Origin of the sequence: Postechiella marina (assembly GCF_039538365.1) — a bacterium.
Lineage (GTDB): Bacteria > Bacteroidota > Bacteroidia > Flavobacteriales > Flavobacteriaceae > Postechiella > Postechiella marina.
This window is the reverse complement of record NZ_BAABCA010000005.1, coordinates 253,142-275,193: the sequence shown is the minus strand read 5'-3', so window position 1 is coordinate 275,193 and position 22,052 is coordinate 253,142. Positions and strand designations below refer to the sequence as shown.

Annotated in this window: 18 protein-coding genes; 13 read left to right on the top strand and 5 right to left on the bottom strand. The window is 32.1% G+C overall.

The annotated features are described in order from the left end of the window. The first annotated feature begins 64 nt into the window (after positions 1-64). The 7 genes from ABD715_RS12735 (at position 65) to ABD715_RS12705 (ending at position 7,351) form a co-directional block, all read left to right on the top strand. Positions 65-613 carry a nucleotide exchange factor GrpE gene (locus tag ABD715_RS12735; protein WP_344788640.1) on the top strand — a complete coding sequence of 183 codons (549 nt, stop codon included), beginning with the start codon at positions 65-67 and terminating at the stop codon, positions 611-613. A 55-nt stretch (positions 614-668) separates the two neighbouring features. After that, positions 669-1,790: a molecular chaperone DnaJ gene (gene dnaJ, locus ABD715_RS12730; protein ID WP_344788639.1), complete on the top strand. Its 1,122-nt coding sequence runs from the start codon at positions 669-671 to the stop codon at positions 1,788-1,790. Positions 1,791-2,152: 362 nt separating this feature from the next. Next, positions 2,153-3,079: an ABC transporter ATP-binding protein gene (locus ABD715_RS12725; protein WP_344788638.1), complete on the top strand. Its 927-nt coding sequence runs from the start codon at positions 2,153-2,155 to the stop codon at positions 3,077-3,079. Between the two features lie 3 nt (positions 3,080-3,082). After that, entirely contained in the window at positions 3,083-4,396 is a 1,314-nt protein-coding gene (locus ABD715_RS12720; RefSeq protein WP_344788637.1) for an ABC transporter permease, read from the top strand. A 1-nt stretch (position 4,397) separates the two neighbouring features. Further along, a complete protein-coding gene (locus ABD715_RS12715) occupies positions 4,398-5,297 on the top strand; it encodes a mechanosensitive ion channel family protein (RefSeq protein WP_344788636.1) in 900 nt (299 codons plus the stop codon). A 1-nt stretch (position 5,298) separates the two neighbouring features. Continuing rightward, the gene (locus tag ABD715_RS12710) at positions 5,299-6,183 is read left to right on the top strand and encodes a DUF6268 family outer membrane beta-barrel protein (protein WP_344788635.1); all 885 of its coding nucleotides are present in this window, start codon (positions 5,299-5,301) and stop codon (positions 6,181-6,183) included. A 4-nt stretch (positions 6,184-6,187) separates the two neighbouring features. Next, positions 6,188-7,351, top strand: coding sequence for a sigma-54-dependent transcriptional regulator (locus ABD715_RS12705; protein ID WP_344788634.1), 1,164 nt, complete (start codon positions 6,188-6,190; stop codon positions 7,349-7,351). A 39-nt stretch (positions 7,352-7,390) separates the two neighbouring features. Here the strand turns inward: ABD715_RS12705 and ABD715_RS12700 are convergent, their stop codons facing one another. Continuing rightward, entirely contained in the window at positions 7,391-8,134 is a 744-nt protein-coding gene (locus ABD715_RS12700) for a gluzincin family metallopeptidase (RefSeq protein ID WP_344788633.1), read from the bottom strand. 133 nt (positions 8,135-8,267) lie between these two features. On the opposite strand from ABD715_RS12700, the gene ABD715_RS12695 reads away from it, so the two are divergent. Together ABD715_RS12695 and ABD715_RS12690 are read left to right on the top strand one after the other, a co-directional pair. Continuing rightward, on the top strand, positions 8,268-9,146 hold the full coding sequence (locus tag ABD715_RS12695; RefSeq protein WP_344788632.1) for a PPK2 family polyphosphate kinase: 879 nt from the start codon (positions 8,268-8,270) through the stop codon (positions 9,144-9,146). A 202-nt stretch (positions 9,147-9,348) separates the two neighbouring features. Then, complete coding sequence (locus ABD715_RS12690) at positions 9,349-9,909, top strand: hypothetical protein (RefSeq protein ID WP_344788631.1); 561 nt, start codon at positions 9,349-9,351, stop codon at positions 9,907-9,909. 2 nt (positions 9,910-9,911) lie between these two features. Here the strand turns inward: ABD715_RS12690 and ABD715_RS12685 are convergent, their stop codons facing one another. The 3 genes from ABD715_RS12685 to lysA all read right to left on the bottom strand — a co-directional run bounded on the left by ABD715_RS12685 (position 9,912) and on the right by lysA (position 13,642). After that, positions 9,912-11,099, bottom strand: coding sequence for an acetyltransferase domain-containing protein (locus ABD715_RS12685; protein ID WP_344788630.1), 1,188 nt, complete (start codon positions 11,097-11,099; stop codon positions 9,912-9,914). A gap of 226 nt (positions 11,100-11,325) precedes the next feature. Continuing rightward, positions 11,326-12,273, bottom strand: a complete 948-nt coding sequence (locus ABD715_RS12680) for a sterol desaturase family protein (protein ID WP_344788629.1) — start codon at positions 12,271-12,273, stop codon at positions 11,326-11,328. Positions 12,274-12,406: 133 nt separating this feature from the next. Continuing rightward, complete coding sequence (lysA, locus tag ABD715_RS12675) at positions 12,407-13,642, bottom strand: diaminopimelate decarboxylase (RefSeq protein ID WP_344788627.1); 1,236 nt, start codon at positions 13,640-13,642, stop codon at positions 12,407-12,409. Between the two features lie 205 nt (positions 13,643-13,847). On the opposite strand from lysA, the gene sucC reads away from it, so the two are divergent. The 3 genes from sucC (at position 13,848) to ABD715_RS12660 (ending at position 17,804) form a co-directional block, all read left to right on the top strand. After that, positions 13,848-15,044: an ADP-forming succinate--CoA ligase subunit beta gene (sucC, locus tag ABD715_RS12670; protein ID WP_344788626.1), complete on the top strand. Its 1,197-nt coding sequence runs from the start codon at positions 13,848-13,850 to the stop codon at positions 15,042-15,044. Positions 15,045-15,225: 181 nt separating this feature from the next. Further along, entirely contained in the window at positions 15,226-16,680 is a 1,455-nt protein-coding gene (locus ABD715_RS12665; RefSeq protein WP_344788625.1) for an arylsulfatase, read from the top strand. Between the two features lie 74 nt (positions 16,681-16,754). After that, positions 16,755-17,804, top strand: coding sequence for a lactonase family protein (locus ABD715_RS12660; protein WP_344788623.1), 1,050 nt, complete (start codon positions 16,755-16,757; stop codon positions 17,802-17,804). 61 nt (positions 17,805-17,865) lie between these two features. Here ABD715_RS12660 and ABD715_RS12655 read toward each other — a convergent pair whose 3' ends face one another. Further along, complete coding sequence (locus ABD715_RS12655) at positions 17,866-20,019, bottom strand: T9SS type A sorting domain-containing protein (RefSeq protein WP_344788622.1); 2,154 nt, start codon at positions 20,017-20,019, stop codon at positions 17,866-17,868. A 506-nt stretch (positions 20,020-20,525) separates the two neighbouring features. Between ABD715_RS12655 and ABD715_RS12650 the strand changes: the two genes are divergently transcribed. Continuing rightward, entirely contained in the window at positions 20,526-22,052 is a 1,527-nt protein-coding gene (locus ABD715_RS12650) for a sulfatase family protein (RefSeq protein ID WP_344788621.1), read from the top strand.

Here is a 22,052-nt window from a genome sequence, read left to right as displayed (position 1 = left end):
ATTTTTACAATAATGGCAGTACTTTTGCCAACTAATTTTAGTATTTGCATAAATTAAATTTAGCATGAGTAAAAAAGAAGAAAATAAAGATATAGAGAACGAGCAGGTTAATACTGCACAAACAGAAACCGCAGAAGTAGAAGAGCAGGTTGAAGAGCTTACTGTTGAAGAAAAGTTGCAAGAAGAAATAAAACAAGAAAAAGATAAGTTTTTAAGACTTTTTGCCGAATTCGAAAATTATAAAAAAAGAACATCTAAAGAGCGTATAGAATTGTTTAAAACAGCAAGTCAAGACGTCATGGTGTCAATGTTACCAGTTCTAGACGATTTTGAGCGTGCTTTAACACATATAGAAGATGATAAAGAGGCAGAAGAATTACGTAAAGGTGTACTATTAATTTATCAAAAATTAATAACAACTTTAGAGCAAAAAGGATTATCTGTAATGAAGGTAGAAAGCGGAGATGTATTTAATGCAGACAACCATGAAGCTATTACACAAATTCCTGCACCTACAGACGATATGAAAGGAAAAATTATAGATGTAGTTGAAAAGGGTTACGTATTAGGAGAAAAAGTTATTCGTTTTCCAAAAGTAGTAATCGGACAATAAAAAATAAATTTATTAAAGTCCTTTTCTTTTTTTAAGAAGGATTTAAATTCAAGACATGGCTAAAAGAGACTTTTACGAAATATTAGGTGTTAGCAAAGGCGCTAGTGGTGCCGAGATAAAAAAAGCATACCGTAAAAAAGCGATACAGTTTCACCCAGATAAAAATCCGGATGACAAAACTGCAGAAGCTAAATTTAAGGAAGCTGCAGAAGCTTACGAGATACTTAGTGACGAGAATAAAAAAGCGAGATACGACCAATATGGTCATCAAGCTTTCGAAAACGGCGGAGGCGGCGGTGGTTTCGGCGGTGGCGGAATGAATATGGATGACATATTTAGTCAGTTTGGCGATATTTTTGGTGGCGGAGGCTTCGGCGGAGGCGGTTTTGGCGGTGGCGGAGGCCAACGTCGTGTTAAAGGAAGTAATCTACGTATTCGCGTAAAATTAACTTTAGAAGAAATTGCTAACGGTGTCGAGAAAAAAATAAAAGTAAAACGTAAAATTCAAGCACCAGGAACCACTTATAAAACATGTACAACATGTAATGGTACAGGGCAAGTAACACGTATTGCAAACACTATTTTAGGTAGAATGCAAACTTCTGCACCATGTAATGTATGTGGTGGAGCAGGGCAAATAATAGATAAAAAATCTAGTGACGCAGATGCACAAGGTTTAAAAGTAGCAGAAGAAACGGTATCTATTAAAATACCAGCAGGTGTTGTTGATGGTATGCAACTTAAAGTTTCTGGAAAAGGTAACGAAGCACCAGGTAATGGTGTGTCTGGAGATCTTTTAGTAGCTATAGAAGAAATAGATCACGAAAAACTACAGCGTGAAGGCGATAATTTGCATTACGATTTGTATGTAAGCTTACCAGACGCTGTACTTGGTACATCTAAAGAAATAGATACTGTAACAGGTAAAGTGCGTATAAAAGTAGAAGCAGGTGTACAATCTGGTAAAATTTTACGCTTACGCGGAAAAGGAATACCAAGTATAAATGGATATGGTAAAGGCGATTTACTAGTACATGTAAATGTATGGACACCAAAAACATTAAGTAAGCAACAGAAAGAATTTTTTGAAAATATGAGAGAAGATGAGCATTTCGATCCAAAACCAGAAAGTTCAGATAAATCGTTTTTTGAGAAGGTAAAAGATATGTTTTCTTAAAAAACAAGCATAAAATATAAAGAATCCGTACTTGTACGGATTTTTTTATGCCAAAAACTAATTATCAAGATGTTGTCTTAATTAAGAAAAAAAAACTATATTTGGATATCGCTAAATTTATTTTAGTGATAATTTTTCTTTTTCATAGCAATTTTTTTCCCATCCTTAATTTTTTTTGAGGGTGGGTTTTGTTTTTTATAAAATATCTTAATTATTGTTGTATAATTCTAAATTAATTTTATTCAAGATCTAGAAACAAGAGAATAGTCTATCAAATTATTTCTAAAATTATGTATCAAGCACTTCGTTTCTCTTGTTCACATTTAATATATTTACACAAATAAGTACATTAAAAATTAAGAATGAGTAACTTACTGGAAGTTAACGCAGTTTCTAAAAAATTTGGAGATTTTACAGCTTTAAATAATGTGTCTTTAGCTGTGCCTAAAGGAAGTATTTACGGACTTTTAGGGCCAAACGGAGCAGGGAAAACAACACTTATAAGGATTGTAAATCAAATAACGATGCCAGATACTGGTTTTGTTAATTTAGATGGCGAGCCATTACAAGAAAAACATATAAAAGACATAGGGTATTTACCCGAAGAGCGTGGTTTGTATAAGTCTATGAAGGTAGGCGAACAAGCACTGTATTTAGCACAATTAAAGGGGCTTAGCAAAAAAGAAGCTAAAACCCGATTAAAATACTGGTTCGATCGTTTAGAAATTGGAGATTGGTGGAATAAAAAAATCCAAGAACTATCTAAAGGAATGGCACAAAAAATACAGTTTGTTGTTACGGTATTGCATCAGCCTAAATTATTAATTTTTGATGAACCTTTTTCTGGTTTCGACCCTATAAATGCTAATTTAATTAAAGACGAAATTTTAAGATTACGAGAAAATGGAGCTACTGTAATTTTTTCGACCCATAGAATGGAATCTGTAGAAGAGTTGTGCGACGATATTACTTTAATTAATAAATCGAATAAAATTTTAGATGGAAAATTAACCGATATTAAGCGTCAATATAAAACCAATACATACGAGGTAGGTATATCTACTGGTAATTTGTCTCAATTAGAACAAGACATTTCTAGTAAATTTAAAACGACACCTGCTTATTTTAAAACTTTAGGAGGCGAGTTAAAATTAAACATCAAGCTTTCTCAAACAGAAAAACCTAACGATTTGCTTCAGTATTTAACATCAAAAGGAGAAGTGTCTCATTTTGTAGAGTTAATACCAAGTGTAAACGATATTTTTATTCAAACGGTTAAGAATAATTAATTTATGAATCACTTACCACTTATTATAAAACGAGAATATTTAACTAAAGTTAAAAATAAATCGTTTATAATCATGACTTTTTTAAGTCCGATAATTATGATAGCCTTGATATCTGTTGTGTCATATTTATCTCAATTAAATAAAGATAAAGTTCGTGTAATTTCAATTTTAGACGAATCTGGTTTGGTACAAGATGCTTTTACAAGCACAGAACATGTAACTTACCACAAACTTCAAAATTTAAGCCTAGAAGAGGCTAGAGCTTTGGTTGTCGAGGCTTCAAGCTACGGTTTGTTGCATATAGAGAAAGTGTCTGGTTTAAATTCTATATCAAAACATATTAAATTTTATTCAGAAGAATCTCCATCGCCTAGTGTTATTGTAAACCTTGAAAAAATTATACAAGCAGAGCTTACAACTAAAAATAGAAAAAAATTGGGTATTGATGTCGATCAATTAGCAAAATCTAAAATAGGCATAACTATAGTTCAAGAAAATTTTGAAGGTAAAAAAACATCTAAAGAAGAAGGCTGGGTTAATTTGGCTTTTGGTGTTTTAATAGGTTACCTACTGCTAATGTTTATTGTTATATATGGTAATATGATAATGCGAAGTGTTATTGAAGAAAAAACAAGCAGAATTATAGAGGTTATTATATCGTCTGTAAAGCCTATGCAACTTATGTTAGGTAAAATTATTGGTACATCTATGGCGGGTGTAACACAGTTTATTATATGGTCTATATTGCTTAGCTTGTTATTGTTAATTGTGCCTATGTTTTTAGGTATAGATGTATCGGCTATGAATACGCCACAGCAGCAATTGCTAGAGCAAAGCATGAATAGAAGTAGTGGTAATTTAGATATGCAGGGTATTTTTATAGCTATTCAAAATTTACCATTATTAAACCTAATTATAGCTTTTATTTTGTTTTTTATTGGCGGTTATTTATTATACAGTTCGCTTTATGCTGCTATAGGCGCAGCAGTAGATAGTGAAACAGATACGCAGCAATTTATGCCTGCAATTATAATTCCATTAGTATTGGCTTTTTATGTAGGTGCTTTTACGGTAGTCGAAGATCCGCATGGCACGGTATCTACCATATTTTCTTTTGTACCATTTACATCGCCAATTGTTATGCTTATGCGAATTCCTTTTGGTGTTCCGCTTTGGCAACAATTAGTGTCGTTATTAATTTTAATAGCAACATTTATTGGTGCAGTATGGTTTGCAGCAAAAATTTACCGAGTTGGTATTTTAATGTATGGTAAAAAACCGAGTTATAAAGAACTTATAAAATGGATTAAATATTAGTATGATTCAAAATATAGACAAAATTGAAGAAGCAATAACAGAAAGTTCTATTTGGGGGCGTTTTGTAGATTTTTCTAACATACAGCTTTATGTAAACGACGATAAAACCATAAAAATAACCATAGGTTTTGTGCTTTTAGTATGTGTGTTTTTTTTACTTACCAATGTCATTCTTACTTTAGTAAAACGAATATTTACGCGTAAATTGCCAGAAGCAGATAAAGTTAAGTTTACCACAGTATTCTCCTTTTCTCGATGGCTAATTTATCTTATAGTATTATTAGTTGCTTTTAGTACTGTTGGTATAAATGTAAATGCAGTTTTGGCAGCTTCTGCAGGTTTATTAATAGGTATTGGTTTAGCTTTACAAACATTGTTTCAAGATATAATTTCGGGTATTTTTATTCTTGTAGATCAATCTGTGCATGTTGGAGATATTGTAGAGTTAGAAGGTAAGGTAGGACGTGTAGAAGAAATTAAATTAAGAACAACCAGAGCAGTAACCATAGATAATAAGGTTTTAATTATACCAAACCATTTATACCTTACTAATAGCCTTTATAATTGGACCCAAAATGGTACTACAACACGAGAGAGTGTAAAGGTTGGCGTGGCTTATGGTAGTGATGTTAATTTGGTTAAAAAGCTACTATTAGAGGCTGCTTCAAACCATGAAAAGGTACTTAATTATCCTGCGCCATATGTCTTTTTTGAAAATTTTGGAGATAGCGCTCTCGAATTTAGAATGGCTTTTACTATAAACGATAGTTTTCAAGGAGCTATTCCTAAGAGCGATATTCGTTTCGAAATAGATAGGCTGTTTAGAGCGCATAACATATCAATACCTTTTCCTCAAAGGGATATTCATATTATTCAAAAACAATCAGAATCAAAAAAATAATATGAGTTCTAGGTCTAAATATGTTTATTTTATTTTATTTTTTGTTGCACTTAGCAACTGTGCTTTTTCTCAATTAACAGATCTTGCTAGATTAGAATATTCATTTATACCTCAAAGTAATTCAGAAGATAAATATACTAGAATAAGAGCTTCGTTAAACTACCCTATAGCGCTTAAAAAAGATTCATATTTAATAGTTGGGGCAGAGTACAATAAAATTCTATTAAATTTAGAAGAAGATTATCCTTTTAATGCCAATAGTCTTAAAAATATTCATATCGTAGATTTAAATTTAGGCTATACATTTAAATGGAACGAAAAATGGAGGGTAGGTTTTAAGTTAACCCCAAGAATAGCATCAACACTAACAGATAAGATAGTGTCTGATGATATTTTTATAAACGGTGGTGTTTTGTTAATTAAAGACAGAACAAAAGAAGCATCTTTAAAACGCCCTTACCGTTTAATTTTGGGCTTAACTTACAATGCAACAACAGGTCTCCCTTTTCCGTTGCCCTTTGTTAGTTATTTTAGGCAAATAAACGATAGGTGGAGTTTTAGTGCTGGTGTACCAAAATCTAACCTAAAATACGCTATAAACACAAAGAGCAAAGTGTTGGGCTTTGTTGCCTTAGATGGGTATTTGGCACATTTACAAGAAGCAACGCTTATTAAAGATAAATACGTAGACCACGTATCACTATCTGTAATTGTAGCTGGTTTGGGATACGAATATTTATTTTCGAAACATTTGGTAGGGTATTTGTATTCAGGTTATACACTAAGATTAAATAATGTTTTAAGAAACAAAAATAGAGACGAGATTTTTAAATTAAACACTGTAAATGCGTTTTATTTAAGAACAGGAATAAAATTTAAAATATAGAAAAATGCCAAAAATATTAATTATAGAAGATGAGGCTGCTATACGTAGAGTGTTGGTTAAAATCTTATCAGAAGAAAATGATACTTACCAGGTAGAAGAAGCAGAAGATGGTTTGTCTGGAATAGATAAAATAAAAAAAGAAGACTACGATTTAGTACTGTGCGATATTAAAATGCCAAAAATGGACGGTGTTGAAGTATTAGAGGCTACAAGAAAACTTAAACCAGAAACACCAATTGTAATGATTTCTGGTCATGGCGATTTAGACACAGCAGTAAATACGATGCGTTTAGGTGCTTTTGATTACATATCTAAACCACCAGATTTAAACCGACTTTTAAACACGGTGAGAAATGCTTTAGACAGAAAAGAATTGGTTGTAGAAAATAAAATTCTGAAGAAAAAAGTAAGCAAGAAATACGAAATGATTGGAGAAAGCGAAGGTATTTCTCAAATTAAAGATATTATAGATAAAGTAGCTCCTACCGATGCTAGAGTACTAATTACTGGGCCAAACGGAACAGGTAAAGAGTTGGTGGCACACTGGTTACACCAAAAGAGCGACAGAGCGAAAGGTAATTTAATAGAGGTTAATTGTGCAGCAATACCAAGCGAATTAATAGAAAGTGAATTATTTGGACATGTTAAAGGGGCTTTTACAAGCGCAAATAAAGATAGAGCAGGTAAGTTTGAAGCAGCAAATGGAGGTACTATTTTTTTAGATGAAATAGGAGATATGAGTTTATCGGCTCAAGCAAAAGTACTTAGAGCATTGCAAGAAAGCAAAATACAACGTGTTGGTAGCGATAAAGATATTAAAGTAAACGTTCGTGTAGTTGCAGCAACCAATAAGAATTTAAAAAAGGAAATTGCAGATGGTAATTTTCGAGAAGATTTATACCATAGGTTAGCAGTAATTTTAATTAAAGTACCTGCTTTAAACGATAGGAGAGACGATATACCTTTGCTAATAAATCATTTTTCTGCAAAAATATCTAATGAACAAGGAACAGTAAAAAAAACATTTACAGACAGTGCAATAAAATTATTGCAAGATTATGATTGGACAGGTAATATTAGAGAATTAAGAAACGTTGTCGAGCGTTTAATTATTCTTGGCGGAACAGAAGTAAGCGAAGCCGATGTAAAAATGTTCGCATCAAAATAATAAAAAGCGCTCTAAATTTTTAGAGCGTTTTTTTATATCTTATTTATATAAATTTAATTGTGCTAAATACGTCGATGTTATAGTTTTAAGGCTATTAATATAATGAGCCTTTATACTTTCAATATTTTGCTTATTTAGGTCTTTTATAGTTTCAATATTATTGGTAAAGCTATAATTAGAACCACTTACTTTTAAAGTTTCGTTGTAGTTTTTAATAGTAGATGCTATTACCTTTTTGTAAGACGCTACAAGAGTTTCTTTTTCTAACAGCGTTTTTTTCTCTTCTTGCTCGGCAAGCTTTCTCTTAATTTCTTTAGCTTTTTTTTCCAAAGCTTCTTGTTGCTGTTTTAATTTTAACTGTTCGTTTTGTAAATCGTTAAGAGCAACGTTTTCTGTATCATTAGCATTATCAGTGCTTGTACTAACAGAGCATTTATCAATCTCAATAACACTTTCTTTACTAATATCTCTAGCTCGTTTTACATAAAAACGTCCATCCTCCCAAGTTTCTGCACCTTCCACTTTAGCAAGAAGTTCTATAGCTTTATCTGCAAGGTCTGTTGCGGTTTGGCAATCGCACCCACTCATGGCTTTTTTAGACAAGTTAATAGCCTCCAAAGCTCTTTGGGCAGAGTATTTTAAATGACTTACATTGTGGGAGTCGTAAGACTTTTTTACATGCGAATAACCACTAACCAAATAATAATTGGCATCATCGCAATTAGTTTGTGCATTAAGAGTTAAAAAAGACGTTAATATAAAAATTAGGTAAACATTTTTCATAAGGTTGGGGTTAAAACATAAATAGGTTATACGAAAGTATTAAAAACAATAAACATCACGATGTAGTTTGTCGAAAATATGGATTTACTATATTTATAGCATATTATTAATGTTTTGCACAAATTTCTTCCAAATGAAAAATATACAAGTCGACGATTTTAAAGTAACCACAAGTATCAATTTAAAAGATAACTTAACAAAATTCGATTTAGAAGCTCCAAAAGACGATGTAGAAGAGGCTCTTAAAAAGGTGAGTAAAAAATTAGGGAAACTACAAAACACCATGTATGCACACGGTAAATATGCGGTTTTAGTTTGTTTGCAAGGCATGGATACTTCGGGTAAAGACAGTTTAATACGCGAAGTATTTAAAGAGTTTAATGTACAAGGTATTGCTGTGCATAGTTTTAAGGTGCCTACCGAGTTAGAATTAAATCACGATTATTTATGGCGTCATTATATTGTATTGCCACAGCGCGGTAAATTTGGTGTTTTTAATAGAACACATTACGAAAACGTACTGGTAACAAGGGTTCATCCTAATTATATTTTAGGCGAAAATATACCAACTGTAAACTCGCTAGACGATATTAATGACCAATTTTGGGACAAACGTTTCGAACAAATCAATAATTTCGAAGCACATATAGCCAATAGCGGAACCATTATTTTTAAATTCTTTTTAAACCTATCTAAAGAAGAACAAAAAAACAGATTGCTTAGACGTTTAGACAAACAAGAGAAAAATTGGAAGTTTTCTCCAGGAGACTTAAAAGAGCGAAAGCTGTGGGATACCTACCAAGAATGTTACCAAGATGCTATAAATAGAACCTCTAAACCACACGCGCCATGGTACAACATTCCTGCAGACGATAAGCCTACAGCGCGCTATATTGTTGCTAAAATTATGTACGATACACTTAAACAATACACCGATATTAAAGAACCCGAATTGGATGACGATATTAAAGCTAATATAGAACTCTATAAACAACAATTAAATAACGAGTAGTTTTTGGGCGTTTTAACACGCTTTACGTTATATCTTTTTTTGTGTTTAAGTGTTTAGTATAATTTTTTAAGCATATTAAATCATTAATTAAAAGGTATTAATAAGGTTTAGTTTAACAAAAAAAGGATGCCACTACAATCGTTAACGCACAAGCATCATGTTTAATAACTACTTTTAGTGTTTATATTTTAAATAATAACCCATGCAAAAATTACTTTTAATAATTACTATAATATCAATTGTAAATTTAAATGCACAAGATGGTAATACACAAGAATTGCCCTATTACGAAATACCTGAAGCTCCCGAGAATTATACAGCTGGCACTGTAGCTTCTAGAATGATAGATGGGTTAGGGTATAGGTATTATTGGGCAACAAACGGTTTAAGAGAAGAAGATTTAAAGCATAGAGCAAGCGATACAGGTAGATCTAGCCAAGAAACCATCCACCATGTATTCGAACTCTCTAATTTTATACTAAACGCAATAGCAAATAAAAAAGATAAACCAGATAAATTACCCCAATCGTTTATTCAAAAAAGAGCAAAAACACTAATTAATTTTAAAAAGGCTTCAGATATTTTAAAGAACTCAAGCAATATATCAAAATACGACAATACAAGGTTTCCGTTTTGGAATATAATAAACGGGCCAATAGCCGATGCCCTATGGCATTGCGGGCAAATAGTAATGCTTAGGCGAGCATCTGGTAATCCATTTAACTCTAAAGTTGGTTTGCTTTCTGGCAAAGTAAGACAGTAAACTTACAAATAACTTAACCACCATTTATCTTTATTATTTGCCTTGTATGCCATGTATTTTTTACAAAACGGATATAGAAAAGCAATAACCATAATCCAAACTAAGTAAACAATACATAGCGAATAGCCATAATTTAATAGTTTCCCGGTACTAAAGGCGTCTTTAGTTATAATCATATCTTGCCAGTTTCCTCCAAAAAGTACAATGCCTATAATGGCAAATACATGAATAACCAATATGTGAACAAAGTAGTAGAACAAAGGTACTCGACCAAAAACCAATAAGAAGTTTGTTACTTTATTTTTTATAGATTCTATGCCATATAAAAATAACATAGCTGGTCCTAGAGTAATTAATGTATAAGCTAAAGAAGGAGGATATTTAGATACCTTAAAAAAAGACATTATAGTTTTTGCTGTAGTATTTTGTGGTGTCCAAGGCACAGGATCACCATAAACATTAAGCCCTCTTATTAAAAAAAATAGACCAATAGCACCAAATCCTAAATACAAAAGCCATTTTTTTCTTAACGCCACATCAAAATCTTTTTTAAAAAAATAGCCAAAGCAGTAGCCTAAAACCATAATGCCAATCCATGGTATAGCAGGGTAGTAGGCACCAATAGTTTGATCTGGACTTGTATAAATTTGTCCGCCTTGGTGTAAAATATACCAAATAATATCTTCAATATTATTACCTGTTACTTTTATGGTGTCTAGTAAATTATGCCCCAAAACTAAAATAGCACCAATGGCAAGTAGTATTTTTTTTCTAAGAAAAATAAGAAACGAAAGTACAACCATACTTAAGCCAATAACCCAAATAACTTGTAATACAACAAAACTGAAAGTAATATCAAACCACCACAAAAAATTATTAAGTGTAAACTCTAAAAATATTAACCATAAGCCTCTAGTAAATAAAAACTTAAAAAGTGATGGTTTTGTTTTATTAGTACCGTACAAAAAGGCAGCTGTGCCAGCAAGAAACACAAAAATGGGAGCGCAGTAATGCGTTATAAATCTTGTAAAAAATAGAAAAGGTGTGGTGGTTTCAAGATTTGTAGGGTTGCTAAAAAACGATCCGAAATGAAAATAATCTCTTGTATGATCTAAAGCCATAACAACCATAACAATGCCTCTTAGCACGTCTATAGATTCTATTCTGGTAGATTTTATGATAGCAGCCATTATAGTGTATTATTTTTAATGTTTATAATAGTTTTAATTGCGTATAACTTGTAAGTTATAAGGTATACTTGTAAAGTTGTAGATAATGTTAATTTGTGCATACGGTCTTTTTTATTATAATGAAAATATTAAAAAGACTTAGGGAATAAGTTATAAAGATATAAAAAAAACCGCCAAACATAGTTTATGTATCTGGCGGTTTTATATATATTAAAGAAAACTGATTTTAATTAGAAGCAGCAGCTTGTTCTTCTTTCATTTGCTTTTGTACTTGTTTAATGGTAAGTGTGCTACCATCGTGACTCCAACCAGGAGGTCCAAATGCATACATAAATTTATGATACCAATTTTTAGATTTTTTCATGTCGTTCCAAATATCTCTATACTCGTGTGTTAAAATAACAAGCGGGTTATAAGAGTTTGGCGGGTGTGTAACCCCATATTTAATATCTATGTTTTCGTCTAGTTCTTTCCATGTTCCAAATATTTTATCAAAAATATTTAAAAAACCACCATGGTTTTTATCCATATACTCAATGTTTTGAGCATGATGTACTTGGTGCATGGTGTGCGTGTTCATAAACTTTTCTATAAAGCCCATTTTGGGAATATAAACCGAGTGTAATTGAAACTGCCAAAGCGCTTCTATGCCTAGGCAAACTACCAACATTTCTGGAGGGAAACCAATAGCAGGAATCCACATATAAAAGAAAGGTTTGTAAAAAATAGTAAACCAACCGTTTCTTACTGCGGTTCCTAAATTAAAATTATCAGACGAGTGGTGTACAATATGCGCAGCCCATAAAAAGCGCACATTATGGTTTTGTCTATGAAACCAATAGTAGCTAAAATCGTCTAATAATTGGCAAATAAGCCAAATATACCAAGCATATCCAAAAGATTCATATCCCATTATATTGGTACGAATACCATTTACTTCAGGATTAAAAATTTCGTAAACAAAATTAAAAAGAACAATAGCAGCTATGGTTTTTGTTAGTGGTGCTATAATAGCAGAACCAATACCCATAGATAAGCTTGCTCCTAAATCTTTCCAATCGTAAAGCTCTTTGCCTTTTATCTTTTTTTTATGATGCTTACTGTATGATAATTCTAGAAGTATGAGTCCCAGAAAACAAGGAACACCATATACTAAGGGGTTTGTGAAATCCATTTAAAATTTTAAGTTATTTTCAAAAATAGCCCGATTTTCCTATTAAAACAAACTCGTTACCTTATTTTGTTAAATAAAAAACCTCTTTAGCTGTAAAAGCTAAAGAGGTTAGTGTAATTCTGTAAAAATTAGATTACTTAACTAAAACTTTTTCTTTTTTAGTCGAAAAATCTACTTCTACTTGATTCTTTATAATATCATCAAAAGTTTCTCTTTTTCTAATTAAATGCGCTTTATCATTATACCATAAAACCTCTGCAGGTCTAAATCTTGAGTTGTAGTTACTAGCCATAGAGAAACAATAAGCACCAGCATTTTTAAAACGTAAAACATCGCCTTCATTAATTTCGGTAATACGCCTGTTACTACCAAAAGTATCGGTTTCGCAAATGTACCCAACTACCGAGTAAAAACGCTCTCTTCCTTTAGGGTTTGAAATATTATCTATATCATGGTGCGAACCATAAAACATTGGTCTAACCAAATGATTAAAACCAGAGTCTACCTGAGCAAATACTGTAGATGTTGTTTGTTTTACAGCATTTACTGTTGTTAAAAAGTTTCCAGATTCGCTCACTAAAAATTTACCAGGCTCGAAAGCTAAAGTTAATTCTTTACCGTATTCTTTACAAAACGCGTTAAATTTAGCCGATAGTTTCTTACCTAATTCTTCAATATTAGTTTCAATATCTCCAGCTTTGTACGGTACTTTAAATCCAGATCCAAAATCAATAAACTCTAATTTTTTGAATTTTTTTGCAGTCTCAAATAATATTTCACTAGCATATAAAAACACATCAATATCTAAAATATCACTACCGGTATGCATGTGTATACCGTTAATATTCATTTTAGTATTTTCTATAATACGAAGTAAATGTGGTATTTGGTGAATTGAAATTCCGAATTTAGAATCTATATGTCCAACAGAAATATTACTATTTCCTCCAGCCATAACATGCGGGTTTATACGAATACAAACTGGCGTGTTTGGGTGTTTGGTTCCAAATTGTTCTAATACCGAAAGATTATCTATGTTTATTTGTATACCTAATTTAGCAGCCTCTTCAATTTCACTTAAAGACACTCCGTTGGGTGTAAATATTATTTGCTCTGCAGAAAAACCAGCAGCTAAACCTAATTGCACTTCTTGTATAGAAACAGTGTCTATACCAGAACCTAAAGATTTTAAATATTTTAAAACAGATATATTAGATAGCGCTTTTACAGCGTAATTTATTTTAAGATTTTTAACACCTTTAAAGGCGCTAGTTAATCGTTTGTACTGTGTACCAATTTTTTCTGCATCGTAAACGTAAACAGGACTTCCGTATTCTTCTGTAATTTTTAATAACTGACCTTCGTTCATAGTCTTTGTAAATTTTTGGCAAAGATATTTTATTCCTTCACATAAAAAATAAATAAATAAAAAATAATACAAATTAAACATTTTGTTAATTATTTAACAACTCAAAACAGTTGTTCATTATTATTTTGTTAATCATTAAATAAAATATTAGTGTAATTAAACCCTATTATTTACATTTGCTTTTCTTAAAACTATTAAGCGAGTTATGAATTTACACGAATATCAAGGTAAAGAAATTTTAAACAGTTTTGGAGTACGCATACAACGCGGTATAGTGGCTCAAAATGCTAAAGAAGCAGTTGAGGCTGCAAAACAGTTGACAGCAGAAACAGGTACAGGCTGGCACGTAATAAAGGCGCAAGTTCATGCAGGTGGTCGTGGTAAAGGTGGCGGTGTTAAGCTAGCTAAAAACCTAGAAGAAGTAGAACAAATTGCAGGTCAAATTATAGGAATGGATTTAGTAACACCACAAACTTCGGCAGAAGGTAAGCGTGTGCATCAAGTATTGGTTGCAGAAGACGTTTATTACCCTACTGAAGGAGGAGAAACTAGCGAATTCTATGTCTCTGTGTTATTAAACAGAGGTACAGGTAGAAATATGATTATGTATTCTACTGAAGGAGGAATGGATATAGAAACTGTAGCAGAAAATACACCACATTTAATTTTCCATGAAGAAATAGACCCTGCTGTTGGTTTATTACCTTTTCAAGCAAGAAAAATAGCCTTTAATTTAGGATTATCTGGTAACGCCTTTAAAGAAATGACAAAGTTTGTGTCAAGTCTTTATAAAGCTTATGTTGCTTCAGATTCTTCTATGTTTGAAATTAATCCTGTTTTAAAAACAAGTGATGATAAAATAATGGCTGTTGATGCTAAAGTGACTATTGACGATAATGCTTTATACAGGCATAAAGATTATTTAGCTTTACGCGACTTACGTGAGGAAAGCGCTATTGAGGTTGAAGCAGGAGAACTAGGTTTAAACTACGTAGATTTAGATGGTAATGTTGGATGTATGGTTAACGGAGCTGGTTTAGCAATGGCAACTATGGATTTAATTAAGCAAGCTGGTGGAGAACCTGCTAACTTCTTAGATGTTGGTGGTACTGCTGATGCTGCTCGTGTAGAAGCTGCTTTTAGAATTATATTAAAAGATCCTGCTGTAAAAGCAATTTTAATTAATATTTTTGGTGGTATTGTACGTTGCGATAGAGTTGCTCAAGGTGTAGTAGATGCATACAAAAATATGGGAGACGCTATTAAAGTTCCAATTATTGTACGTTTACAAGGTACAAATGCAGATATTGCAAAAGAACTAATTGACAATTCTGGATTAGATGTACTTAGTGCTACAGAATTTCAAGAAGCTGCAGATAAAGTACAAGCTGTATTGGCTTAAATACATTAAGGTAGTATTTGTAAATACAAATTTCTACTTGGTTAATAATTAAAAGGTTGCTAGTTTTTAGCAACCTTTTTTTATTTTATTATGACGTAGCAATACATAATAATTACTGTTAAAGACTTGTTGTTTTAGTTATGTTCTAAATTTGTGTTGTAATTAAATGAATTTTATCAATATGAAAAAAAAAATCTTATTTATTATAACTGGACTTGTTGTTTTTGGTTGCGTAAACCTTAAAAAAGAAACACCTGTGTTAGCCTTAAAAAAACAACCTAATATTATTTATATTCTTGCAGATGATTTAGGTTATGGAGATTTAAGCAGTTATGGGCAACAAAAGTTTGAAACACCAAATATAGATAAGATGGTTGCAAACGGAATGAAGTTTTCTCAACATTACAGCGGGACTTCGGTTTGTGCACCTTCTAGGTCGTCTTTAATGACAGGGCAACATACAGGGCATACACCAATTAGAGGTAATAAAGAGCATGGCCAAGAGGGGCAAGTACCGTTAACAGGAAGTTATATAACTATTCCAGAGGTTTTAAAAAAAGCAGGTTACGTTACTGGAGCTTTTGGTAAGTGGGGTTTGGGGTATATTGGATCTGAAGGAGATGCTACAAATCAAGGTTTTGATGAGTTTTTTGGTTATAATTGTCAACGTATGTCTCATCGTTATTACCCAACGCATGTTTGGCATAATCAAGACAAAGTTTTGTTAGAAGGTAACGATTGGACCAAAAAATCGACCTATGCTCCAGATGTTATTCAGAAAAAGACTTTAAATTTTATAGAATCTAATAAGGATAAACCATTTTTTGCCTATGTACCTTTTATTTTGCCTCATGCCGAAATTATAGCGCCAGAAGAAGACATGAAAAAGTATATAGGTAAGTTTGAAGAAACACCGCATACTATAAATTCTGATAATTATACATCAGATTATGGACCAAATTTAGTAACAAAACATTATTGCCCGCAAGAAACACCACATGCAGCGTATGCAGCTATGGTAGATAAACTAGATAGGTATGTTGGGGAGATTGTAAACAAAGTTAACGAGTTGGGCATTGCAGATAATACTATTATTATGTTTGCAAGCGATAATGGTCCACATGATGAGGGTGGAGCAGATCCTGAGTTTTTTAATTCTGCAGGTGGTTTAAAAGGTATAAAACGCGATTTGTACGAAGGCGGAATTCGTTCGCCTTTTGTGGTTGTTTGGCCTAATAAAATTAAAGCAGGATCTAAATCTAATCATATTTCTGCCTTTTGGGATGTTATGCCTACACTTGCAGACTTAGCAGGTGTAGAAACTCCAAGCCAAAGCGATGGAGTCTCTTTTTTGCCAACTTTGCTTGGAGAAGATCATCAAAAAGAACATGATTATTTGTATTGGGAGTTTCATCAGCGTGGTGGTAGAAAAGCTATTCGAAAAGGAAAATGGAAAGGTGTAATTTACAATGTATTGAATAAAAACAAAGCTACTTTTGAGTTGTATGATTTGGATGTAGATCCTTCAGAATCAAATAACTTAGCATCTTTATTTCCAGAAGTAGTTTTAGAGCTTAAAACATTAATAAAAGAGGCTAGAGTAGAGTCGCCTTTGTTTCCTTTTGAGAACAAATAAAGACTAATAAAAATAAGAAATCCTCTATTTTAGATTAAATATTTTTAAGACATTTACCATACAAATAAAAGTAGATGATTTTAAATTTTTTTATTGGTTCTTATACAAAAATGATTTCTCCAGTTTTTGGAGGTTCTGGAAAAGGTATTTATTCTGTTGCATTAAATACAGAAACAGGACATTTACAGGTTTTGCATAAAACAAAGGTTGTTAACCCAGCGTATTTAGCTATAAGCAGTAACAATAAATTTTTATATACTATAACAGAGGTTCTGGCTAAAGACAAGCCTAAAGTAATGGCTTTTAGAATTAAAGATGATTTTTCGTTGGAGTATATTAACGAGCAATTAATTAGCGGGGATTTACCATGCCATATTACTTATGCAAATTCTAGTGTTATTGTGTCTTGTTATGGCTCGGGTAATGTGCTTCAGTTTAATGTTAATTTTAATGGTGAGTTGTTACCTTTTATAATAAACCATAAGCATTTAGGTAAAAGTATAAATACCAAAAGGCAAGAAAGTGCACATGCGCATCAATCTGTAGTTTTGTCTAATAATAAAGATGTTTTTGTTCCAGATTTGGGAATAGATAAATTAAAAGCATATGTTTTTATTAATGGAAAATTGCAACTAAACAATAAAAAAGATATTAATATAGAGCAAGGTAATGGACCTAGACATGTTGTTTTTTCTAAAAACGGAATGCTTGGTTATTTATTAAATGAATTAACAGGTAATATATCTGTTTTAAAGTTAGGTAAAGATGGTTTTAAAAGTATAGATACATATAAAACATTACCACATTCTTTTGCCAAAACTCCAAGCGCTTCTGCTATAAGGTTACATCCTAATAATAAATTTTTATACGCAGCTAATAGAACACAAGAAGCTATATCATTATTTAAAATTAAAGGAGAAGGCTTGGAGTTTGTAAGCTACACCTATACAAAAGGCAAGACTTTACGAGAGTTTAATATAGCTCCCAATGGTAAGTTGCTAATAGCTTGTTTACAAGACTCTAATGATGTTATAGTTTATAAAATTCTAGAAGATGGTAATTTAAAAGAGCTGTTTAGTACACAAGAAGTACTTTCTCCGGTTTGTATTACTTTTTTTAAGTAGAAAAGCGTTGTTTAAAAAAGATTTTTTACAACGCTTTTATTTTATTGTGTATTGTTAAGCTTTAGTTTTTTATAAACTTACGTGTTTGTATTGTGTTATCTGTTAAAATTTTAAGTAAATAGGTGCCACGAGATAAGTTTTTAACATCTATACTTACTTCTTTATTAGTAGTTTTATCAAGTTTAACTGTTTTTACTAATCGTCCTAAAATAGAATATATGTTTAAAGTGATTTGGTTAGTGTGCATAGAAAATTTAACAGTTAAATTATCTTGTGTAGGGTTTGGGAATAGTTTAAGGTCTGTGTGAGTTAAAAAATCATTAGTACTTAAAGGTTCTCCAGTATCTTCGATGGCATTAACACCTGCAGTCCATGCGGTGCCTCCAAATTCGTAAGCTCCAATGTCTGGAGCAGTACCTTTGTAAGGTTTTGTAAAACCAGAAATACCCATGGCTTGATCTACTACAGAGCTGCCAGATTTTGGCATAAAATTTTGAGTATTTACATCTTCAAAAGGAGATGTCGTAGTTATTAAATTGCTTTGAATATCAAAAGCATTAGAATTTGCTTCGCTAAACCAATCGCCTGTACTTGCAAAGTTATTGTAAACCTTGTTGTTTTCTTGTGTATACCCGTTTATCCATGTGCCAGTAGCGTTTTGTGGGTTCCAAAGGGTGTTGTGAAAAAAGTCTAAATAAGTGTTGTTCCAGTTTACTTGGTATCCAGTCCATGATACATTCCACACAACATTATGGTGCACGGTATAACCTTTACTATTGTTATCTAAGTAAATACCCGCAGCTTTTCCTGGTTTGCCCACTTCGTGCGAATAGCTTGGAGCGGTGGAGTCGTGAAACCAATTGTGATGTATTTCTGTATTTTTTAAATTGCTATTTCCAACGGTGTAAAACACACCAGAATCACTATTTATTAGCTCGGCATGAGATACGTCGTTATAAGCTATTTCACAATTCTCGCCATTAACATACATACCGTCTCTACCAGCGTTTACAATTGTATTTTTTAATATTTTAACATTGGTAGCGCTCGATCTAATAGGTGTTGCGTGTATGCCTACATAGTCTATATTACTAATATAATTCTCTTCTATTACAGTGTTGTGTGCACCTGCCCATTTTTCTATGCTAATACCATTTACAGAGCTATGGTTAATGGTACAGCCTTTTACTAAAGTATTTTCTCCTAGAACGCGAATAGATGCTTCGCCAACATTAGCTCCTGTATTGGTTAAACTGTCATGACCTTCGCTGCCATGTGTAATTTTACAGTTTAAAATAATATTATTATCTGCGCCATTATAAATTTCTATACTTCCTCCAAAAATGGAGATACCTTCAATTTTAATATAATCACCTTTTAATTCTACAGCAAACTTATTTACAGCATATTCTACCGTATTATTGGCGGGCATAGCTCCATTTTCAGTTTGAAAATAAAGGGTATTTGTTGTGCTATCGTAATACCATTCTCTGGCATAATCAAGAGCTTCTAATTTATTAAATAAATACAATTGTCCTCTATTGTTATTAGGGTTGTTTCGCCATACAGTAGGGTTATGAGGTGTAAAAGGCCATTTGTTTATATCGACACCTGTATGGTTTATTGTAGATGTTGTACTACTTGTAATAGTTCGGGTCCAGCTAGCGCCAGAATGTGCACCTAAGTAATAAACTAAACCACCTGTCCAGTCTATATTGGGTATGTTGTTTGCTAAAAATTGAGATCCGTCACCTCCAGTTACAGGTACACAGTCTATAGTCCAACGGTTATTATCTGTATTGTTTGGCCACCTTGCTAAATCCATATATTCCTTATTATGGTATATGGCTCTAAACCTACTATCTATAGACATATTAACATTGGCCTTGTAAATGTTTCCACTATGTTGTTGCCAACCATTAACGGTATTTGTAGCTTTTATTTCTACAGTTTCACCTTCGGCAGATTTAAATGTAAGATAATTGTTTACAGTTCCGTTTTTATTTATAATTAAAGGCTCATTATAAACACCTGCTCTTATAATGCACACATCGCCTGCAGACATAACAGATACAGCTTTGCTAAAAGTTTTATATGGATTGTTTATCGATCCATCATTACTATCATTTCCGTTGGTTGCCACATAAATATTTTGCCCAAATATCAATTGTAATGGGTATATAATTATGAAGAATAAAAGCGTAGTTTTTTGCATTTTTAAGTCATTTTGTTTGATTTCAAAATTAACCAAGTTATATATTTATTTATTGATTAAGAGTGTTATTTACTATTACAAATGGTTAAAAAGTATAATTAAAAGCAGTTAAGTTTATGTCTTCATATTTAAAACCTATTTTATATATGAAAACAGGGGTAGTTAATTTGATGCTAAAGAGTATTTTCTAAATCACGATAATTTCATAAGCAATAACTTATTGATTTGTAGATGTTTGTGTTGTTTTTTGTAAGGCTTAGGTAAAGTGTGTATATTATGTGTATATACTATACAAAGCTTAAAAAGAACATCCCTTGCTGTATAATGAACATATCGTATTATAATAAATAAGAATTTGGGGTAAAATAGCATAACTAAATCTTTTTTAGCGTCTGTATGCATTAATATGGAAGCATGTATAATAAACTTAAGTGTTGTTAAAATAGATTTTATATTAAAAAAATGTTTTTTAATAAGGTAAAAATTCAAGTATAAAAATTTAAAAAATGGTTTTAAAAAAATCGATATTAGTATTACTTTTTTCTGTGTTATTATTTACAAACTATGTAAATGGGCAATCAAACAAACCTAATGTAGTCGTTATTTATTTAGACGATTTAGGTTATGGAGATTTAAGCGCATATGGTGCTACCGAGTTAAATACCCCAAACATGGATGTATTAGCAAATAAAGGAATTAAATTTACTAATGGTTATGCCACATCTGCCACTTGTACACCAAGTAGATTTGGTTTGTTAACGGGAGTTTATCCTTGGAGAAATAAAAAAGCAAAAATCCTTCCAGGTTCTGCGCCTTTAATTATTACAACAAAACAGGAAACCTTACCAAAAATGTTTAAGCGTGCAGGTTATCAAACAGCTATTGTTGGTAAATGGCATTTAGGATTAGGAGCAGGAAATGTTGATTGGAACGCACATATTACCCCAGGGCCAAACGAAGTAGGTTTTGATGAAGCATACATTCTGGCAGCTACGCAAGATAGAACACCAACAGTATACATAAAAAATGGGCGTGTAGATGGTCTAGATCCTAAAGATCCAATTTTTGTAAGCTATAAGAAAAATTTTGAAGGAGAACCAACTGGTAAAGACAATCCAGAGTTAACAACAATGAAATGGCACCATGGGCATAACAATAGTATTGTAAATGGAATTCCTAGAATTGGTTATATGAAGGGTGGAGAAGCAGCAAAATGGAGCGATGTAGATATGGCAGATCATTTTCTTGTAAAAGCCCAAGAATATGTAAAAAATCATAAAAAGGAACCTTTCTTTTTATACTATGCTTTACAACAACCGCACGTTCCAAGAACACCGCATCCACGTTTTGTAGGAAAGTCTGGAATGGGACCAAGAGGCGATGTTATTTTAGAGGCCGATTGGGTAATTGGTCAATTCATGAAAACTTTAAAAGACGAAGGACTTTTAGAAAATACACTTATTATATTTTCTAGCGACAACGGTCCTGTTTTACAAGATGGTTATTATGATAATGCTATCGAAAAATTAGGTAAGCACACACCAGCTGGGAAATTAAGAGGTGGTAAGTATAGTTTATTTGATGCTGGTACCCGTGTTCCTTTTATGGTGTATTGGAAAGGAACGGTAAAACCACAAGTATCTAACGCTTTGGTTTGTCAAATAGATCTTTTAGCATCTTTAGCAAGTTTAACAGGCGTAGATGCAGATGTAAATGATAGCGAAGATATTTTGTCAACATTACTAGGTAAAAGTAAAAAGGGAAGAAAAAGTTTAGTGTTAGAAGCTGGTTCTAAAACAAGCTATAGAACAGGAGATTGGGTAATGATTCCTCCTTATAAAGGTATCGCTGTAAGCAAAAATACAAGTTTAGAAACTGGAATAAGTCAAGAATACCAACTTTATAATTTAAAAAAGGATGTTTCTGAAGAGCATAATTTGGCAAAGTCAAACCCAAAAATGCTTAAAAAACTTTTAGCCGAGTTTGAGGAAATAAGAGGGAAAGATTATTCAAATATCAAGAAAAAATATTAA